This is a genomic window from Streptomyces sp. NPDC001515, assembly GCF_053597115.1.
The window spans coordinates 143,904-161,751 of the sequence record NZ_JBSFHN010000009.1 but is presented as its reverse complement, the minus strand read 5'-3'; the positions used below and the strand labels follow the sequence as shown (position 1 = coordinate 161,751).

Here is a 17,848-nt window from a genome sequence, read left to right as displayed (position 1 = left end):
TACCAACGGGCAACCGGTTTCCGGCCGGTTGGCGCGATCCGGTGGACGCATCGCTCAGAACCCGACGACGCATTGCGCATACCCGCCGGTCAGGCGGCTCCGGAGCGCTCCTGCGGGGCGTCCGCGCCGTTCAGCCGGCGCATCCGGTGTTCCTGGGGCGAGACCCCGTGGGCCGCGCGGAACGCCCGGCTGAAATCGGAGGGGCGGGGGATGCCCCAGCGGGCGGCGACGGCGTGGACGGGCAGGGAGCGCAGGGCCGGGTCCTCCAGATCGAGGCGGGCCCGCTCCAGCCGCTGGGCGCGGATCCAGGCGGCGACCGTCTCGCCGTTCGAGCGCCGGCCGAAGACGCGGTGGAGGTAGCTGAGGGAGATGTGGTGCGCCTCGGCGACCACGGCCGGGGTCAGCCGGGGGTCGTGGAGATTGCGCTCGATGAACGCCCGGATGCTCTCCATCAGTTCGCGCAGCCGCGCCTCCTGCGGGGGTTCGTCCGCCGCCTCCACCCTCGGGGCCAGCCAGGCCGCGACCAGGCCCACCGCGGCCGTGCTCAGCCGGGCGGCCTCCGCCGGTCCCAGCGAGGCGGCGCGGCGGTCCACCGACAGCAGGAAATCCCCGAGGATCGCGCCGGTGCCGTCCTCGGCGGAGAAGCCGCGCCCCTGCACCTCCCGCAACTGCTCGGGGGACCAGGGCAGCAGGGACATCGGCAGGTCCAGGCCGATGGCCTCGACGGACCGTTCGTGCGCGGGGACGCTCCGGGCGCCGTACGTCCCGAGTTCCACGGAGACCGAGTCGTCGAGCACGTGGAGGTCGCCCGGCAGGAAGGTCTGGGTCGGCTCCGATCCGCGGGTCAGGGCCAGCCCGCCCTTGAGGATCAGTGTCAGGTGGTACATGCCGGGGTCCTGCGGGCGGGCCATCGCCGGTCCGTTGGCGATCCGTACGCCGGAGAACGACGAGCGCAGCAGCGTGACCCGGCCCATTCTCAGACTGCGCACACTGGCCCGGAAGGCGTCGGCGCGTTCCGCGCTCACGTCACAGGCGCGGGACTCCCCGATCAGACGTCTCCACGTCTCCAGTCCCCTCGCGGCCCGCATGTCCGCGGTGCGGAACATGGCGCCTCCTCCTCCCGCCGTGCCTGTCGGGTCAACGCCCCCGGCACGTGCGGGCTTCCCGTTCTGCGCTGTCACCTTCCTATGATCGATCCTGGCCACGATGGCTTGTTCACGGGGGTGGTGGGCGGACACGCCGGCGGACGCGGGGAGCGTCCGCCGGCGGTCGGATGCGCTACGGGCGTCGGACGCCGAGCCGGTGATCGGTCGTCAGATCCTTCTTGTCGAGCCGGGCGTCGAACTTCGCGAGCGGCTTGGCGTTCGCCGGGTCCGCCTGGACGGCGGCCGGGGCGACGCCCGCCCAGCGCAGGATCGCCGCGGTGGCCGTGGCGTTCTGCTCGGCGGGCAGCCCGGCGACGTTCGAGCCGTGGTTGCCGCCGGGGACGGTGAAGACGTAGCTGTCGCGGGCCCGGTGGCCCGGACGGAAGCGCTCGGCGCCCCACGGGTCGTTCTCGCCGTAGACGTACAGCATGTTCTCGGCGTGGTTGCGGACCCAGGTGTCGACGTCCCGCATCGCCGAGGGCTGGAACTTCATCGGGATGGAGCGGGGGACGAAATTGCGCGGCGGCTGGTAGCCGTAGCGGCTGAGCGTGCCCAGCCAGGGCTGCTTGATGTCGGGCGAACCGAGCTGGGTGCCCGCCTGGTAGTAGTACGGGGTGTACTGCGTCAGGCCCTGGTCGGTGTAGGCGGAGAAGCCGGAGATCCCGTCGACCGAGTCCCAGATCTCCTGGTCGGTGGCGTTCTTCGCGTCGGCCGGGATCGTGTCGCAGTCGGAGAGCAGGCTGTACTGCCAGTAGGCCCAGACGTAGTCCATGACGACGGCCTCGTAGGCCTTGTCGAGGGTGCCGACGGTGGTGAAGGTGAAGCCGTTGTCGGCGGCGTACCGCGCGTACTTCTCCTCCAGCGGCTCGCGGCGGACCAGGGCCTCGCGCTGGACGCCCTGGAGCCGGTCGCGGCACTCCTTGGTGCCGACAGTGGCGAAGAACCGGTCGTACGCCGAGTCCTCCTTGTTGACCACGTCGTTGGGCGCGACGTACGCGACGACGCCGTCCATGTCCTTCGGGTAGAAGCGCTCGAAGTAGGTGGCGGTCATGCCGCCCTTCGAACCGCCGGTGGCCAGCCAGTTCTTGGTGTAGATCGCCTTCAGCGCGGTGAACACGCGGTGCTGGTCGCTGGCGGCCTGCCAGATGTCGAGCTTGGACCAGTCGGCCGGGGCGGGGCGCGACGGGGTGAAGAACCGATACTCCAGGGAGACCTGGTTGCCGTCGACGATCCGGGTCGGCTCCGAGCGGCTGGGGTTGGTGGAGACGTTGTAGCCGCTGGTGTAGAAGACGGTCGGCCGGGAGGTGTCCTTGTGCAGCAGGGTGACGCGCTGCTGGAACGTCCCCTTGGCCGGGTTCCGGTGGTCGACCGGCTGGGTGTAGTTGAGGACGAAGTAGCGGTATCCGGCGTAGGGCTTCTCCTCGATGAGGCTCATTCCCGGGATCGCCAGGATGCGGTCCTTGATGTCCGTGCCGGCCGCGCGGTCCGTCACGGCGGCTCCGTTCGCGGCCGGTTCCGCGGCGGTGGCCGCCCCGGCCGAGGCTCCCGTCGCGCCGACCGTGCCGATCAGCACCGCGAGCGACAGGATCCCTCTGAACGCCTTACGCATGCACCCTCCCCATGATTCACAGCAGTTCGACGTGAACCTAGCGGGGCGGCAGCGCTACCACCAGACCCCGGCGCGGAGGCATGCGGGCAGGTCACCCGGTCAGCAGAGAATCCACGGCGTACTGCCGGACTTGCCCGCGATCGTGCCCGAGACCCGTACGCACCGGTTGAGCGCGTGCACGGTCACCGGACCGGCCTGCCGGGTGAACGAGCCGCTGTCGGTGACCGGGTGGCCGCCGCGCGGCTGGATGCGTACGGCCATGGACCGGCGCGCCCCGGGCTTCGCGGCGACCGCCGTGGCGCAGGCGTAGGCGCGGGTCCGGTAGACGCGCAGCTCCCCCGTCGCGAACCGGACCGTCTTGGCGGGCCGCCCGGCGCAGACCGACGCGGCGGCGGCCCCGGACGCCTCCACCCCGCCGGCCACGAGGCCCAGCGCGGTCGTCAGGGCCAGGGCCAGCAGCCGGCTCGGGCCCCCGCTCCCCCGTACGCGCCGGCCCTTCCTCACGGTCCCTCTGATCACAGCAGCCCCATCGCTCCGTCGAACACCAGCGCTCCTGCCCGACACCTGAGCGCACACACGTCCATCTGCCTACGACGCGCACCACCCGTCCGGAGGTTGCACCGGGGCCGCCCGGGTCGCGCGGCGGCCGGCGGTTCAGACGCCCGCGGGCTCGTCCTCCCCGATGAAGGTGCGCCACAGCACGGCGTATCGCCCGTCCCGGGCGAGCAGCTCGTCGTGCGTCCCGTCCTCCACGACCCGGCCGTGGTCCATCACCACGACCCGGTCGGCGCGGGCGGCGGTGGTGAGCCGGTGGGCGACGACCAGGGTGGTGCGGCGGCCGGCGAGCCGGTCGGTGGCCTGGTTGACCAGGGCCTCGCTGGCCAGGTCGAGGGAGGCGGTCGCCTCGTCGAGCAGCAGGATGTCGGGGTCGACCAGCTCGGCGCGGGCCAGGGCGACCAGCTGGCGCTGGCCGGCCGACAGATTGCGGCCCCGCTCGGCCACCTCGTGGAGGTAGCCGCCCTCCAGGGTGGCGATCATGTCGTGCGCGCCGACCGCGCGGGCCGCCGCCTCCACCTCGGCGTCGGTGGCCTCCGGCCGCCCGTAGGCGATGGCGTCCCGGACCGTGCCCGGGAAGAGGTACGCCTCCTGGGGGACCACGCCGAGCCGGTGCCGGTACGCGGTCAGGCCGAGGTCGCGCAGATCGGTGCCGTCGGCCGTGATCCGGCCGCCGGTCGGGTCGTAGAACCGGGCGACGAGCTTGACCAGGGTCGACTTGCCCGCACCGGTCTCCCCGACGAAGGCGACCGTCTGCCCGGCCGGGATGCGCAGGTCCACACCGCTCAGCGCGGGCTCCTCGCCCCCGTACGCGAAGGACACGTCCTCGAAGGCGATCTCGCCGCGCAGCGAGGGCACGTCCCGGGCGTCCGCGCGGTCGGTGGTGGAGGCGGGTTCGCGCAGCAGTTCCTGGATGCGGCCGAGCGAGACGGCGGCCTGCTGGTAGCCGTCGAAGACCTGGGAGAGCTGCTGGACCGGGGCGAAGAACAGGTCGATGTAGAGCAGATACGCCACCAGGGCGCCGGCGGTCAGCGTGCCGTCGTCGACCCGTCCGGCGCCGACGATCAGCACGGCGGCGGCGGCCACCGAGGACAGCAGCTGGACGAACGGGAAGTAGACCGAGATCAGCCACTGGCCGCGCACCCGGGCCTCGCGGTAGTGGTCGCTGCGGTCGGCGAACCGCGCGGCCCCGTCCCGCTCGCGGCGGAACGCCTGGACGATCCGGAGCCCGGAGACCGACTCCTGGAGGTCGGCGTTGACCGCGCCGATGCGCTCGCGGGCCAGTTCGTACGCCTTGACGCTGCGGCGGCGGAACAGGACCGTGCCGATGACGAGGACGGGCAGGGTCGCGAAGACGACCAGGGCCAGCTCCACGTCGAGGACCAGCAGCGCGGCCATGATGCCGAGGAAGGTGACCACCGAGACGAACGCCGTGACCAGACCGGTCTGGAGGAACGTGGACAGCGCGTCCACGTCCGTGGTCATCCGGGTCATGATGCGGCCGGTCAGCTCGCGCTCGTAGTAGTCCAGGCCGAGGCGCTGGAGCTGCGCGAAGATCTTCAGCCGCAGCGCGTACAGCACCCGCTCGCCGGTGCGGCCGGTCATCCGGGTCTCACCGATCTGGGCCGCCCACTGCACGAGGACGACGACGAGGGCGAGCGCGGAGGCGGACCAGACCGCGCCCAGCGCGAGCTGGGTGACGCCCTCGTCGATGCCGTCCCGGATCAGCACCGGCAGCAGCAGCCCGGCCCCGGCGTCGGTGGCCACCAGGAGCAGGCTCACCAGCAGCGGCAGCCCGAAGCCGTGCAGCAGCCGGCGCAGCCCGTAGGAGTCCTCGGTGCGCACCGCGCGGGCCTCGTCGACGGCCGGGGTGTCGGTCGCCGGGGGCAGGGCCTCGACCTGGGCGAGCAGTTCCGGTGTGGCCGGCATCCCGGCCGCGGCCGTCTCGCGCTCCTCCTCCTTGCGGACCCACAGCGCGGGCGTGATGCCGCGCTCGGCGTCGAACTGGGCGTCGATCTCCTCCTGGAGCGCCCGGTCCCCGGCCGGGTCCTCACCACCGGCCACCGGGCGGTGTCCGGGCGAGGTGCCGCCCAGCTCGTCGGGGTCGGTGAGCAGCCGGCGGTAGAGCGGGGAGCGGCGTTCCAGTTCCTCGTGGGTGCCGATGTCGGCGAGCCGGCCGTCCTCCAGGACGGCGATGCGGTCCGCGAGGCCGAGCGTGGAGCGGCGGTGGGCGATCAGCAGCGTGGTGCGGCCGGCCATGACCTGGCGCAGGGCGTCGTGGATCTCGTGCTCGACGCGGGCGTCGACCGCGGAGGTGGCGTCGTCCAGGAGGAGCAGCCGGGGGTCGGTGAGGATGGCGCGGGCGAGGGCGACGCGCTGGCGTTGGCCGCCGGAGAGGGTGAGGCCGTGCTCGCCGACGACGGTGTCGTAGCCGTCGGGCAGCTCCGCGATGAAGCGGTCGGCCTGGGCGGAGCGGGCGGCGCGGCGGATCTGCTCGTCGGTGGCGTCGGGCTGCCCGTAGGCGATGTTGGCGCGGATGGTGTCGGAGAACAGGAAGCTGTCCTCCGGTACGAGTCCGATGGCGGCCCGCAGCGAGTCCCAGGTCAGATCGCGGACGTCGTGGCCGCCGACGCGGACGGCGCCGCGCGAGACGTCGTAGAAGCGGGGCACGAGCAGCGAGACGGTGGACTTGCCGCTGCCGGACGCGCCGACCAGGGCGACGGTCTCGCCGGGTTCGATGGTCAGCGAGAAGCCGTCGAGGACCGGGCGGGCGGGGGCCCCGCCGCCGGTCCGTCCGGGGTCCTCGCCGTCCTGCGGGCCGTAGCCGAAGCGCACGTCGTCGAACTCGACGCCGACGGGGACGCCGGCCGGCAGCCGTTCGGTGCCGTCCTCGATCGCCGGTTCGGTGTCGATCAGCTCCAGGACGCGTTCCACCCCGGCGCGGGCCTGCTGGCCGACGGTGAGGACCATGGCGAGCATCCGGACCGGGCCGACGAGCTGGGCGAGGTAGGTGGAGAAGGCGACGAAGGTGCCGAGGGTGATCTCGCCCCGGGTGGCGAGCCAGCCGCCGAGGGCCAGCATCGCGACCTGGCCGAGGGCGGGGACGGCCTGGAGGGCGGGGGTGTAGCGGGAGTTCAGCCGGATGGTGCGCAGCCGGCCGGCGAAGAGCCGGCGGCTGACCGTGCGCAGCTTGCCGGTCTCCTGGTCCTCCTGGCCGAAGCCCTTGACGACGCGGACGCCGGAGACGGCCCCGTCGACGACCCCGGCGACGGCGGCGGCCTGCGACTGGGCGTACCAGGTGGCGGGGAAGAGCCGGGCGCGGGAGCGGCGGGCGATGTACCAGAGGGCGGGGGCGACGGCGACCGCGACCAGGGTCAGCGGCGGTGACAGCCAGGCCATGACGACCAGGGAGATCAGGAAGAGCAGCACGTTCCCGATGGTCATCGGGAGCATGAACAGGAGGCTCTGGATCAGCTGGAGGTCGCTGGTGGCGCGGCCGACGACCTGGCCCGTGGAGAGTTCGTCCTGGCGGCGGCCGTCGAGCCGGGTGATCGTCCCGTACATCTCGGTCCGCAGGTCGTGCTGGACGTCCAGGGCGAGCCGGCCGCCGTAGTAGCGGCGGATGTAGGTGGAGACGTAGACGAGGACGGCGGCGACGAGCAGCAGTCCGGTCCAGACCGCCAGGGAGCGGGTGTGGCCGACGACCACATCGTCGATGATCACCTTGGTGACGAGCGGGACGAGGGCCATCACGGCCATTCCGGCGAGCGAGGAGCCGAGCGCCAGCAGTACGTTGCGCCGGTAGCGCCACGCGTAGCCGCTCAGCCTCCGCGCCCAGCCGCGCGGCTGCGGCCCGCTCTCCTGCGCTCCTGCGTCCGTCACCCGGTGCCTCCCGATCGTCCTGCTCTACCGGAAGGCACCAACGCGGCGGGCTGCGGATTTCATCCCCCGTTAACAAAAGACCGGCCGTTGGTCGTAGGACCACCGGCCGGTCCCCGCGCTACTTCGGTGTGACGGTGAGCATCCGGCCGGCGGGGGCCTCCGGGACCGGCGGGATCGCTTCCTGGAGGGTGTCGGCGGGGGCGCCGGCCGGGCGGATGACGCGGACGGGCATGGAGTGCAGGACGCGCTTTGGCGGGGCGGCCCCGTTGATGTCCTTGTGCACGGCCCTGGCGACGGCCTGGATGGTGTCGACGCCGTAGGTCATCGTGGCGTTGTCCTGGGTGAGGACCGTGAGGACGTAGTCGTGGCCGTTGCCCTTGAAGGTGCCGATGCTGTGGACCCGCCAGCCGTGGGTGGCGCGTTGCAGCCAGCCGTTCTTGACGTGGACCGAGACCGAGGACGGGGCCCCGGCGGGGGTGCCCCAGCGCTGCGAGGGGACGACCTTGGCCATCAGGCCCAGCTCGTAGGAGCGGGCGCTGTCGGTGAGGACGGAGTTCTTCTCGGTGAGCAGGGTCAGCAGCCGCTGCTCGTCCTGGGCGTTGATCTGGGTGAGGCCCCAGTAGCCGCCGGAGCCGGGCACGGTGCGGGTCATCCCGGCGGCCTTGAGGAAGGCGCTGACCTTGGCGGCGCCGAGCTGCTTCCACAGCGCGGTGGTGGCGTCGTTGTCCGACTTGGTGATCATGGCGGTGCTGAGGTCGGACTCGCGCTGGGTGAGCTTCCGCCCCCGCTTGGCGTTGTCCCAGAGCAGCGTGGCCAGCACGGTGGCCTTCACGACGCTGGCGGAGTCGTACGCCGAGGTGGCACGCAGCGTGCAGGTGGTCTTGGTGGTGCGGTCGTGGAGCGCCACGGCGGTGGTCGACGTGCGTCCCTTGAGCGCGGCGGTGATGTCCTTCGTCAGCCGGGCGGCGAGTCCGGAGGTGGCGGAGGTGCAGCTGACGGTGGAGGTGGCGGCCGTCGCGGGCGCGGCCCCGGCCGCCACGGGCGCGATCACCCCGACGGCGAGCCCGGCGGCGAGCCCGGCGCGGGCACGCCGGGGTATGTGCGGTGTCTTCATCTGTGTGCGGTCCCGTCCCCTGAGTGGTCCTGCGGGCACGCCCCCCGGCATGCCCCACAGAGTTGACTCCTGGACGGCCCGAAAGTTGTACGGGTCACCGATGCGTGGGCGCGAACATCTCCAGGACGGCGGGGAGGACGACGACCGAGGGGCCGGGCCGGGCGAGCGCGGCGGCCAGGTCGTCGCCGAGGGTGTCGGGGCTCGTGCGGACGGCGGGGACGCCGAAGGACTCTGCCAGCGCGACGAAGTCCGGGCGGGCCAGCTCGGTCCCGGTGGTGGCGCCGAAGGACGCGTCCATGTACGCGCGCAGGATGCCGTAGCCGCCGTCGTCCACAATGAGCCAGGTGACCGGCAGGTCGTACTGGCGGGCGGTGGCCAGCTCCGCCAGGGAGTACATCGCGCCGCCGTCGCCGGAGACCGCGAGGACGGGGGTGGTGGGGTCGGCGGTGGCGGCGCCGAGCGCGCCGGGGAAGGCGTAGCCGAGGCCACCGGAGCCCTGGGCGGAGTGCATGGTGTTCGGGCGGCGGGCGTCGAAGGCGGCCCAGGCCCAGTAGGACAGGATCGTCATGTCCCAGAAGCTGGGGGACGCGTCGGGCAGGGCCCGGCGGATCTCCGCGAGGAGGTGCTGTTCCAGGGTCCGGCCCTGGGCGTCGATGCGCGCACGGACCCGGTCCAGCAGCTCCGCGACGCGGGCGGGGGCGGTGGGGTCGGTGCGCGGGGCGACGGCGTCGAGGAGATCGGCGAGCGCGTCGCGGGCGTCGGCGTGGATGCCGAGGGCGGGGTGGTTGGCCTCCAGCTTCCCGGCGTCGGCCTCGATCTGCACGATCCGGCCGCGCGGGGCGAAGGTGTAGTAGTTAGAGGAGAGTTCGCCGAGGCCGGAGCCGATGACGAGCAGGACGTCGGCGTCCTCCAGGAAGTCGGTGGTGTGCCGGTCCTCGATCCAGGACCGGAGCGAGAGCGGGTGGTTCCAGGGGAAGGCGCCCTTGCCGCCGTAGGTGGTGACGACGGGGGCGTCGAGCCGTTCGGCGAGGGCGCGCAGCTTGCCGGAGGCGTCGGAGCGCACGACGCCTCCGCCCGCGACGATCGCGGGGCGTCGGGCCTCGGAGAGCAGCCGGGCGGCGACGGCGATCAGTTCGGGCCGGGCGTGCATGTCGCGCGGGGTGGCGTCCATGGCGCTGACCACGGGCAGCACGGTCTCGGCGGAGAGCACGTCCTCGGGGATCTCGACCCAGACCGGGCCGTGCGGGGCCGTCAGCGCGGACTCCCAGGCGGCGGCGATCGCGGACGGGATCTGCGAGGCGGTGCGCACGAGGTGCACGGACTTCACGATGTCGCGGAACGATGCCTGCTGGTCGCGCAGTTCGTGCAGATAGCCGTGGCGTCCGCCGCCCAGGCCGGCCGCCGGGACCTGGCTGGAGATCGCGAGCACCGGCGCGGAGGCGGCCGCCGCCTCCTGGAGGGCGGCGAGCGAGGTGAGCGCGCCCGGTCCGGTGGACAGCAGCAGCGGGGCGGCCTCGCCGGTCACCCGCCCGTAGGCGTCGGCGGCGAAGCCCGCGTTGTTCTCGACGCGCAGCCCGACGTACTCCAGCGACGAGCGGCGCAGCGCGTCGAAGATCCCCAGCGCGTGCTGTCCGGGCAGCCCGAAGACGGTGGTCGCGCCGAGCCCCTGGAGGGTCTCGATCACGAGGTCGCCGCCGGTGCGTCCGGGCGGCGGGTTCAGCGCGGCCTCGATCTGCTCGGGGGTGAGCGGGGGCCGCTCGTCGTGGTCGTGGCTCACTGCGTCCTGGCCTCCGCGATCTGGCGGGTCATGATCGTGGTCAGTTCGTAGGCGGTGTGCGAGGCGGCGACGGAGGTGATCTCCGCGTGGTCGTACGCCGGGGCGACCTCGACCAGGTCGGCGGAGACCAGATGGCAGGAGGCGAGTCCGCGCACGATCTCCAGCAGCTCGCGGGAGGTGAGGCCGCCAGCCTCGGGGGTGCCGGTGCCCGGGGCGTGCGCCGGGTCGAGCACGTCGATGTCGATGGAGATGTACAGCGGCCGGTCCCCGATGCGCTGGCGGAGCTGGTCGGTGATCTCGTCGACGCCCCGGCGCATCACGTCGGCGGAGGTGACGATCCCGAAGCCCATCCTGGCGTCGTCGGTGAGGTCCTGCTTGCCGTAGAGCGGGCCCCGGGTGCCGACGTGGGAGAGCGCGGAGGTGTCGAGGATGCCCTCCTCGACAGCGCGGCGGAACGGGGTGCCGTGGGTGTACGCGGCGCCGAAGTAGGTGTCCCAGGTGTCCAGATGGGCGTCGAAGTGGAGCAGCGCGACGGGGCCGTGCTTCCTGGCGACGGACCGCAGCAGCGGCAGCGCGATGGTGTGGTCGCCGCCGAGCGTCATCAGTCGGGCCCCGGTGGCGAGGAGTTCGTCGGCGGCGCCCTCGATCGTCTCGACGGCCTCGTTGATGTCGAAGGGGTTGGCCGCGATGTCCCCGGCGTCGGCGACCTGGGCGAGGGCGAAGGGCGAGGCGTCCTGGGCCGGGTTGTACGGACGGAGCAGCCGCGACGCCTCCCGGATCGCGTTGCCGCCGAAGCGGGCGCCGGGCCGGTAGGAGACGCCCGCGTCGAAGGGCACTCCGACGACGGCGACGTCCGCCGTGCCGACCTCGTCCAGCCGGGGCAGCCGCGCGAAGGTCGCGGGCCCCGCGTAGCGCGGGATCCGGGAGGAGTCGACGGGGCCGCGCGGGGTGTCGTCGCTGCTCATGGTGGTGCCTTCCTTCGCTGACGCGCGGGCCCGGACCGGTCCGGCGGGCGGGCCCCTGTGAGTGTGCCGGATCGACCGCGCCCGCTGGGACAGGGGCACGGCCGCGTACGACGCTAGGCGGCCGAAGGACCGTCCTGAAGTGTACGTTTCCTCCACAGGAGCCGGTCGTCCGGGACGGTTCGCACAGCCAGGAGGAACCGTCCCGCGCGTCCTACCAGTCCCGCGTCGCGATCATCTCCTCCACGTCCGCGTCCACGAATCCATAGGCCTGGGCTATGCGCCCGAAGTCCCCGGCGATCTCGTCGCGGGCGACGGTCTCGATCTCGCTGTCCGCCTCCTGCAGCTCCTCGTCCAGCTCGTTGAACTCCTCGGTCGCCTCCGCGCTCAGCGCGTACAGCTCCGGGAGCCCGGCGGGGCGCTCGGCCTCGATCCGCTCGCACAGCCGGACCAGGATCGCCCGGCCCTTGTCCAGGAGGTGGTTCGGAAAGTAGTCGTCGTCGTACAACGCGGCCAGGAAGGCGTGCTGTGCGAGCTGTTCGTTGGTGACGGGCACGGCGGGATTCCCTTTCGTCTCTGTTCCCTCCCGATGCTGCACGACGCCACTGACACCGCCCTCGCGTGTACGTTTCCCACAGCACCGCCGCACCGAATGGACGAACCATCCATGCCCGACACCCCGGCCGGACCGCCCACCCCGCCCGTCGCCCTGTCCGCGCTGCTCGCCCTGGAGGAGCTGGGGCTGCGCCGGATCGCGGGGCCGGCCGACGCCGAGCTGCTGTGGGTGCACACCTCGGAGATGACCGACCCGTATCCGTATCTGCTCGGCGGGGAGCTGCTGCTGACCGCCGGGGTGCTGCTCACGGACCCCGACCGCTATGTGGCCCGGCTGGTGGAGGCAGGGGCGGCGGCGCTCGGCTTCGGGGTGCGGCCCGTGCACGAGGCGGTGCCGCCGGAGCTGGTCGCGGCCTGCGAGCGCCACGGGCTGCCGCTGGTGGAGGTGGGACCGGGGACCCCGTTCACCGCGATCGCGCGGGCGGTGTGGCGGCTGATGGCCGAGGCCCGGCTGCGGGAGCTGCGCCGGGTGGCGCGGGCCCAGCAGGCGCTGGCGACGGCGGCGGCCCGGCCGGACCCGGTGCCTGCGGTGCTGCACCAGCTCTCCGTCCAGCTGCCCGGATACGCGGTCCTGTTCGGCGCCGGCGGCCGGGAGCTGCACACGGCGGGCCGCCTCCCCGCCCCCTCGGTCCGCGCCGCCCTGGCCCGCCTCGCGGACGTGGTCGCCCCGGCGGACCGGGGCGCGCCCGCGACGGCCACCGACACGGCGGACGGGGCGCGGCTGTCCGCGTACGCGCTGGGCGGCGGACACGGGCTCGTCCTGGCGGTGGCGACCGGCGGCCGGGAGACGGGCGACCACGGCCTCGCCGGGGTCGCGGTCGTCCTCCTCTCCCTGCTCGCGGCCCCGCACCAGAGCACCGACGCGGCCCGTCGCTCGGCCGCGCTCGTACGGCTCCTGCTCGGCGCGGAGCCCGCCGACGCCGCCGCCCTGCTCGGCGGGGACGGGCCCTGGACGGTGGTGCACGCGCTCCGGAGCGGCGGCCGGCCGGCCGACCCGCTCGCGGCGGGCGCGCTGGGCGCGGCGCTGGGCTCGGCGCTGGTGGACGCCGGCGGGGACGGCGGCGCGGCCAGGAACGGGGACACGACCACCGGAACGGAGAGCGCTCCGGCCACGGGCACGGGGCCGGCCACCGGCACGGACGCCGCCACGGGCACAGGCACCAGCACAGGCACGGGCACAGACACCGGCACGGCCACGGACGCGTCGGGCGGTGTGGTCAAGGTGCTCGTCCCCGGTGGCGGCGCCCTCGCCGCCCAGACCGGCTGGACGCTCGGTGTCTCGGCGCCCGTGCCGGCCGGCGCGCTGGCGGAGGCCGACGCGCAGGCCGCCCGTGCGCTGGGGCGGGCGCGGGCCATTCGGGCGCCGCTGGTGCGGCAGGGCGCGGAGACCGGGCGGGGGCTCGCCGGGCTGGTCGACCCCGGGGCCGCCGACGCGCACGCCCGCGCCCTGCTCGCCCCCCTCACCCCCGTGCTCGCCGAGACCCTGCGCTGCTGGCTGAGCCTGCACGGCGGCTGGGACCGGACGGCCACCGCCCTCGGCGTCCACCGCAACACGGTCCGCCAGCGCGTGGCGCGCTGCGCGGCCCTCCTCGACGTGGATCTGGACGACATGGACGTCCGGACGGAGCTGTGGTTCGCCCTGGGGAGGGACGCCGGCCGGGGATCCCTTTGAGCCAATTCCCTTCCGGTTCCGGTCCCGCTTCCGTTCCCGTTCCGGTCCCGCTTCCGGTCCGGGCCGGCGGGGCTTCGCCGGCCGCCTCCGGCTACGCGCGGGACCCGCGTCCGACGAGGACGGCGTCCGCTCGGCCACCCGGCCGCCTCCGGGTACGCGCGGCCCCCGCCTACCCACCCCGTAGGGGCGGACGGGCCGCTCCCTCCGGGGGGAGCGGCCGAAGAGGCGCTCTTGTGCCCTTCGCCGGTGCCGCGCTATTGGCGTAGGGGGCATCACGGCACCCCGCCACGTGCCGAGCATCACCCTGGACAGCCCCGGTGACCCCCGGGTAACTTCTCACCAAGGCTGAGCAAGCGCTTAGCCGAGCCCAGCGAAGCCGACCAGGGAGGCACCCCGTGCGCCGTACGGTATTCAACGAGGACCACGAGGCGTTCCGGGAGACCATCCGCGCCTTCATCGCGGCCGAGGTCGTCCCGGTCTACGACGACTGGTTCGCGGCCGGCCAGGCCCCGCGCGACTTCTATCTGAAACTGGGCGAGCTGGGCGTCTTCGGCATCAACGTCGACGAGGAGTACGACGGCGCGGGCATCGACTCGCACAAGTACGAGGCGATCATCTACGAGGAGACCGCCCGCGCGGGCGTGTCCTTCGGCGGCTCCGGCGTGCACACGCTGCTGGGCCTGCCGTACATCAAGATGCTCGCCACCGAGGAGCAGAAGAAGCGCTGGCTCCCCAAGTTCGCCACCGGCGAGGAGATGTGGGCCCTCGCGATGACCGAGCCGGGCACCGGCTCCGACGTCGCGGGCATGAAGACCACCGCCAAGCTCTCCGAGGACGGCACGCACTACGTCCTCAACGGCGCCAAGACCTTCATCACCGGCGGTGTGCACGCCGACCGGGTCATCGTCTGCGCCCGCACCTCCGCGCCCCGCGAGGACGACCGCCGCTTCGGCATCTCGCTGTTCGCCGTGGACACCAAGTCCGAGGGCTACTCGGTCGGCCGCAAGCTCGACAAGCTGGGTCTGAAGGTCTCCGACACCGCCGAGCTGGCCTTCGTGGACGTCAAGGTCCCGGCCGAGGACCTGCTGGGCGAGGAGAACAAGGGCTTCGGCTACCTCGGCACCAACCTGGCCTCCGAGCGCTGGGGCATCGCCTTCGGCGCGTACGCCCAGGCCGCGGCCGCCGTCCGCTTCGCCAAGGAGTACGTGCAGGACCGCACGGTCTTCGGCAAGACCGTCGCCTCCTTCCAGAACACCAAGTTCGAGCTGGCCGCCTGCCAGGCCGAGGTGGACGCGGCCCAGGCCGTCGCCGACCGCGCGCTGGAGGCACTGGACGCCGGTGAGCTGACCGCCGCCGAGGCCGCCTCCGCGAAGCTGTTCTGCACCGAGGTCGCGCACCGCGTCATCGACCGCTGCCTCCAGCTGCACGGCGGCTACGGCTTCATGAACGAGTACCCGATCGCCCGCCTGTACGCGGACAACCGGGTCAACCGCATCTACGGCGGCACCAGCGAGGTCATGAAGTCGATCATCGCCAAGTCCATGGGCCTGTAGAGCGGCTACGTTCTCCTCCATGAGCTCAGCACCCGACCCCCTGCTCGATCTGCTGGATCTCCTCGATCTGGAGCGGATCGAGCAGGACATCTTCCGGGGCGCCAGCCGTTCGGCGATCGTGCCCCGGGTCTTCGGCGGACAGGTCGCGGCCCAGGCGCTCGTCGCCGCGGGCCGCACCGTCCCCGGGGACCGCACCGCCCACTCCCTGCACTCCTACTTCCTGCGGATGGGCGACCCCGGGGCGCCGATCGTCTACAGCGTCGACCGGATCCGCGACGGCCGCTCCTTCACCACCCGCCGGGTCGTCGCCGTCCAGCACGGCCAGCCGATCTTCCACCTCTCCGCGTCCTTCCAGACGTACGAGGACGGCCTGGAGCACCAGGCGGACATGCCGCCCGCCCCCGATCCGGAGACGCTGCCCACGGCCGCCGAGCTGCTGCCGCGCTACGCCGACCGGTTCAGCGGCCCCGAGGTCGTCGACAAGCTGATCGAGGCGCGGGCCGCCGTCGATCTGCGCTATGGGGACGCCCCGCCGTTCGGCACCGTCGGCGAGGTGCGCGAGCCGCGCTCGCAGGTGTGGTTCCGCACCAACGGCAAGCTGGCGGACGACCCGCTGCTGCACGTCTGCATGGCGACGTACGTCTCCGACATGACCCTGCTCGACTCGGTGCTGCTCGCCCACGGGCGCGGCGGCTGGGCGGTGGGCGACGTGGTGGGCGCGAGCCTGGACCACGCGATGTGGTTCCACCGGCCCTTCCGCGCGGACGAGTGGCTGCTGTACGACCAGGAGTCGCCGTCCGCCTCCGGCGGGCGCGGTCTCGGCCAGGCCCGGATCTGGACCCGGGACGGCCGGCTGGCGATCACCGTCATCCAGGAGGGCGTGGTCCGCGTCCCCCGGACGGACTGAACGGGCCGTACCCGCCCGATTCGGGCAGACTCCCCTCCATGAGCGACGCACGCCCCGGAGGGGAAACGGATACCGGGCCCAGGGCCCCGGGCGGCGGCGGGGAATCGACGTTCACCGTCCTCGTCGCGGCGGCCGCCAACCTCGGGATCGCCGTGGCGAAGGCGGTCGCCGGGCTGATCAGCGGATCGAGCGCGATGCTCGCCGAGGCGGCCCACTCGGTCGCCGACACGGTCACCGAGATCCTGCTCCTCACCGCGCTGAAGCGCGGTGCGAAACCCGCCGACGAGGACCACCCCCTCGGCTACGGCCCTGAGCGCTACATCTGGGCGATGCTCGCCTCCGTCGCCACCTTCGTCGGCGGCGCGGTCTTCTCCGTCTACGACGGCGTCCACACCCTGGTCTCCGGCGAGGAGCTGGGCGATCCGCTCGTCTCGTACGTCGTGCTCGCCGTCGCCTTCCTGCTGGAGGGCTTCTCGCTGCGCACCGGGCTGCGCCAGGTGCGCCGGGAGGCGGTCCGGCTGCACACCCCGGCCCGGCGCTACTTCCGGCTGACCCCGGACACCGCCGTCAAGGCCGTGGTGATGGAGGACTCGGCGGCCCTGGTCGGACTGGCGCTGGCGGCGGGCGGGCTGCTCGGCGGGCAGCTGACCGGCTCCGGCGTCTGGGACGGCATCGCCTCCGTCCTCATCGGGCTGCTGCTCGTCCACGTCGCCTGGGTGCTCGGCCGGTCCAACGCCCAGTTGCTGATCGGCCGCCCGGTGACGGCGTCGATGCGCGCCGGGATCCGTGAGGAGCTGCTGTCCGTCCCGCACATCATCGACGTACTGGAGCTGACCACGCTCATCCAGGGACCGGACGAGGTCCTGATCGCCGCGAAGATCGACTTCCGGGACGTGGCCAGCGCCGAGCAGGTCGAGTGGGCCTGCGAGGAGGCGGAGGAGCAGCTGCGGGAGCGGTATCCGTCGGTCCGGCGGGTGTACTTGGACCCGACCCCGGGTCTGGAGCAGCGGCGCCGGGCCCGTGCGGCGGGCGGGGACGGGCCGCCCGGGGCCTGAGCCCGCCCGGACGGCCCGCCCGCTCAGAGCAGTCCGGCGGCGCCCAGCAGGTAGTCCGTCATGGGGTCGTAGAAGCGCGGGTCCAGTACGTGGTCGTCGAGCGGGACGGCGACCTGGAGGGTGCCCTCGGCCTCGCCGAGGAAGAGCGCGGGGTCGTTGCAGTCCGCGTAGCCGATGGCGTCCAGCCCCCGCTGGGCCGCGCAGCCGGCCCAGCCGTGATCGGCGACGACCAGGTCGGGGGCGGGGCGGCCCTCGCGCTCCAGGCCGTCCAGGATCGCGGCCATCGGGGCCGGGGAGTGGGTGTGCCAGAGGGTGGCGCCCCGTTCCTGCACGGCGACGTCGGCGAACTGGAAGACCATGCCCTCGTCCGCCATCAGCCCGGAGGGGATCCGGACGATCTCGCAGCCGGCCGCCCGCAGCGCCGCCGCCGTCTGCCGGTGGACGTCCAGCAGGCCGCCCGGGTGCCCGGTGGCGAAGAGCACCCGTTCGCCGCCGTCGGCGGCCTTCCGCAGCCGGGCCGCCGCCCGCTCCAGCGCGTCCACGGTCAGCTCGGGGTCGATGGTGTCCTGCCCGAAGCGGTGCTCGGGGTCGTCGCTGACACCGCACCGCTCGGCCATCACGGCCAGCACGTCCTGCTCGTCGCGCCAGCGGTCGCCCAGCTCCAGACCCAGCCAGTAGTGGCGGTCGCCGTTGGCGAGCCTGCGGTAGTGGGAGAGGTTGTTGTCGCGCGGGGTCGCGACGTCCCCGGCGATACGGGTGCGGACCAGGTGTTCGACGAGGGCGGCGCGGCTGGGTATCGGCATGCGCCCATTGTGCCGTGGAGTGTGCGCGGTGTGCCGGTCGAATGACTCTCCGGATATTGCGGGACCGTTCACCCGGCCGTGACCTGGAACTTCTCGTTCCACCCCGACCGGCCGCATGCAATAGGTCCAGACCACCGACTTCACGCCAACTCGTGTCCTGTTCACCGCGTCGCAACAAGTGGTCTATACCTTTGGCACT

The 17,848-nt window shown here is 73.3% G+C and carries 13 protein-coding genes; 4 read left to right on the top strand and 9 right to left on the bottom strand.

Annotated elements, in window-relative coordinates; genetic code table 11:
* Nucleotides 1-89: 89 nt before the first annotated feature.
* The 8 genes from ACWCXC_RS12690 to ACWCXC_RS12655 all read right to left on the bottom strand — a co-directional run bounded on the left by ACWCXC_RS12690 (nucleotide 90) and on the right by ACWCXC_RS12655 (nucleotide 11,600).
* Nucleotides 90-1,106: an AraC family transcriptional regulator gene (locus tag ACWCXC_RS12690; protein WP_450888534.1), complete on the bottom strand. Its 1,017-nt coding sequence runs from the start codon at nucleotides 1,104-1,106 to the stop codon at nucleotides 90-92.
* Nucleotides 1,107-1,278: 172 nt separating this feature from the next.
* Complete coding sequence (locus ACWCXC_RS12685; RefSeq protein ID WP_450888532.1) at nucleotides 1,279-2,754, bottom strand: S28 family serine protease; 1,476 nt, start codon at nucleotides 2,752-2,754, stop codon at nucleotides 1,279-1,281.
* A gap of 99 nt (nucleotides 2,755-2,853) precedes the next feature.
* On the bottom strand, nucleotides 2,854-3,273 hold the full coding sequence (locus ACWCXC_RS12680) for a hypothetical protein (RefSeq protein WP_450680575.1): 420 nt from the start codon (nucleotides 3,271-3,273) through the stop codon (nucleotides 2,854-2,856).
* 135 nt (nucleotides 3,274-3,408) lie between these two features.
* Entirely contained in the window at nucleotides 3,409-7,191 is a 3,783-nt protein-coding gene (locus ACWCXC_RS12675; protein ID WP_450888529.1) for an ABC transporter ATP-binding protein, read from the bottom strand.
* A gap of 118 nt (nucleotides 7,192-7,309) precedes the next feature.
* Nucleotides 7,310-8,305, bottom strand: a complete 996-nt coding sequence (locus tag ACWCXC_RS12670; protein ID WP_450888527.1) for a serine hydrolase — start codon at nucleotides 8,303-8,305, stop codon at nucleotides 7,310-7,312.
* Nucleotides 8,306-8,399: 94 nt separating this feature from the next.
* Nucleotides 8,400-10,082, bottom strand: coding sequence for a thiamine pyrophosphate-binding protein (locus tag ACWCXC_RS12665; RefSeq protein ID WP_450888525.1), 1,683 nt, complete (start codon nucleotides 10,080-10,082; stop codon nucleotides 8,400-8,402).
* Nucleotides 10,079-11,047 carry an agmatinase gene (gene speB, locus ACWCXC_RS12660; protein ID WP_450680579.1) on the bottom strand — a complete coding sequence of 323 codons (969 nt, stop codon included), beginning with the start codon at nucleotides 11,045-11,047 and terminating at the stop codon, nucleotides 10,079-10,081. Before speB ends, ACWCXC_RS12665 begins: the two co-directional genes overlap by 4 nt.
* Before the next feature lie 211 nt (nucleotides 11,048-11,258).
* Nucleotides 11,259-11,600 carry a DUF5713 family protein gene (locus tag ACWCXC_RS12655; RefSeq protein WP_450680580.1) on the bottom strand — a complete coding sequence of 114 codons (342 nt, stop codon included), beginning with the start codon at nucleotides 11,598-11,600 and terminating at the stop codon, nucleotides 11,259-11,261.
* 111 nt (nucleotides 11,601-11,711) lie between these two features.
* Here ACWCXC_RS12655 and ACWCXC_RS12650 point away from each other — a divergent pair, with 111 nt between their 5' ends.
* The 4 genes from ACWCXC_RS12650 to ACWCXC_RS12635 all read left to right on the top strand — a co-directional run bounded on the left by ACWCXC_RS12650 (nucleotide 11,712) and on the right by ACWCXC_RS12635 (nucleotide 16,846).
* A complete protein-coding gene (locus tag ACWCXC_RS12650; RefSeq protein ID WP_450888522.1) occupies nucleotides 11,712-13,331 on the top strand; it encodes a PucR family transcriptional regulator ligand-binding domain-containing protein in 1,620 nt (539 codons plus the stop codon).
* A 395-nt stretch (nucleotides 13,332-13,726) separates the two neighbouring features.
* Nucleotides 13,727-14,884 carry an acyl-CoA dehydrogenase family protein gene (locus tag ACWCXC_RS12645; RefSeq protein ID WP_450680582.1) on the top strand — a complete coding sequence of 386 codons (1,158 nt, stop codon included), beginning with the start codon at nucleotides 13,727-13,729 and terminating at the stop codon, nucleotides 14,882-14,884.
* A 19-nt stretch (nucleotides 14,885-14,903) separates the two neighbouring features.
* Nucleotides 14,904-15,791, top strand: coding sequence for an acyl-CoA thioesterase II (gene tesB, locus ACWCXC_RS12640; RefSeq protein WP_450888520.1), 888 nt, complete (start codon nucleotides 14,904-14,906; stop codon nucleotides 15,789-15,791).
* A 38-nt stretch (nucleotides 15,792-15,829) separates the two neighbouring features.
* Nucleotides 15,830-16,846, top strand: a complete 1,017-nt coding sequence (locus ACWCXC_RS12635; protein WP_450888518.1) for a cation diffusion facilitator family transporter — start codon at nucleotides 15,830-15,832, stop codon at nucleotides 16,844-16,846.
* 23 nt (nucleotides 16,847-16,869) lie between these two features.
* Here the strand turns inward: ACWCXC_RS12635 and ACWCXC_RS12630 are convergent, their stop codons facing one another.
* A complete protein-coding gene (locus tag ACWCXC_RS12630; RefSeq protein WP_450680585.1) occupies nucleotides 16,870-17,649 on the bottom strand; it encodes a phosphatase in 780 nt (259 codons plus the stop codon).
* Nucleotides 17,650-17,848 lie beyond the last annotated feature (199 nt).

Excerpts from the sequence above, each read along its gene's own strand:
- ACWCXC_RS12670 (WP_450888527.1), bottom strand. The coding sequence starts at position 8,305 with ATGAAGACACCGCACATACCCCGGCGTGCCCGCGCCGGGCTCGCCGCC.
- tesB (WP_450888520.1), top strand. The coding sequence starts at position 14,904 with ATGAGCTCAGCACCCGACCCCCTGCTCGATCTGCTGGATCTCCTCGAT.
- ACWCXC_RS12685 (WP_450888532.1), bottom strand. The coding sequence starts at position 2,754 with ATGCGTAAGGCGTTCAGAGGGATCCTGTCGCTCGCGGTGCTGATCGGC.
- ACWCXC_RS12650 (WP_450888522.1), top strand. The coding sequence starts at position 11,712 with ATGCCCGACACCCCGGCCGGACCGCCCACCCCGCCCGTCGCCCTGTCC.
- ACWCXC_RS12635 (WP_450888518.1), top strand. The coding sequence starts at position 15,830 with ATGAGCGACGCACGCCCCGGAGGGGAAACGGATACCGGGCCCAGGGCC.
- speB (WP_450680579.1), bottom strand. The coding sequence starts at position 11,047 with ATGAGCAGCGACGACACCCCGCGCGGCCCCGTCGACTCCTCCCGGATC.
- ACWCXC_RS12690 (WP_450888534.1), bottom strand. The coding sequence starts at position 1,106 with ATGTTCCGCACCGCGGACATGCGGGCCGCGAGGGGACTGGAGACGTGG.
- ACWCXC_RS12630 (WP_450680585.1), bottom strand. The coding sequence starts at position 17,649 with ATGCCGATACCCAGCCGCGCCGCCCTCGTCGAACACCTGGTCCGCACC.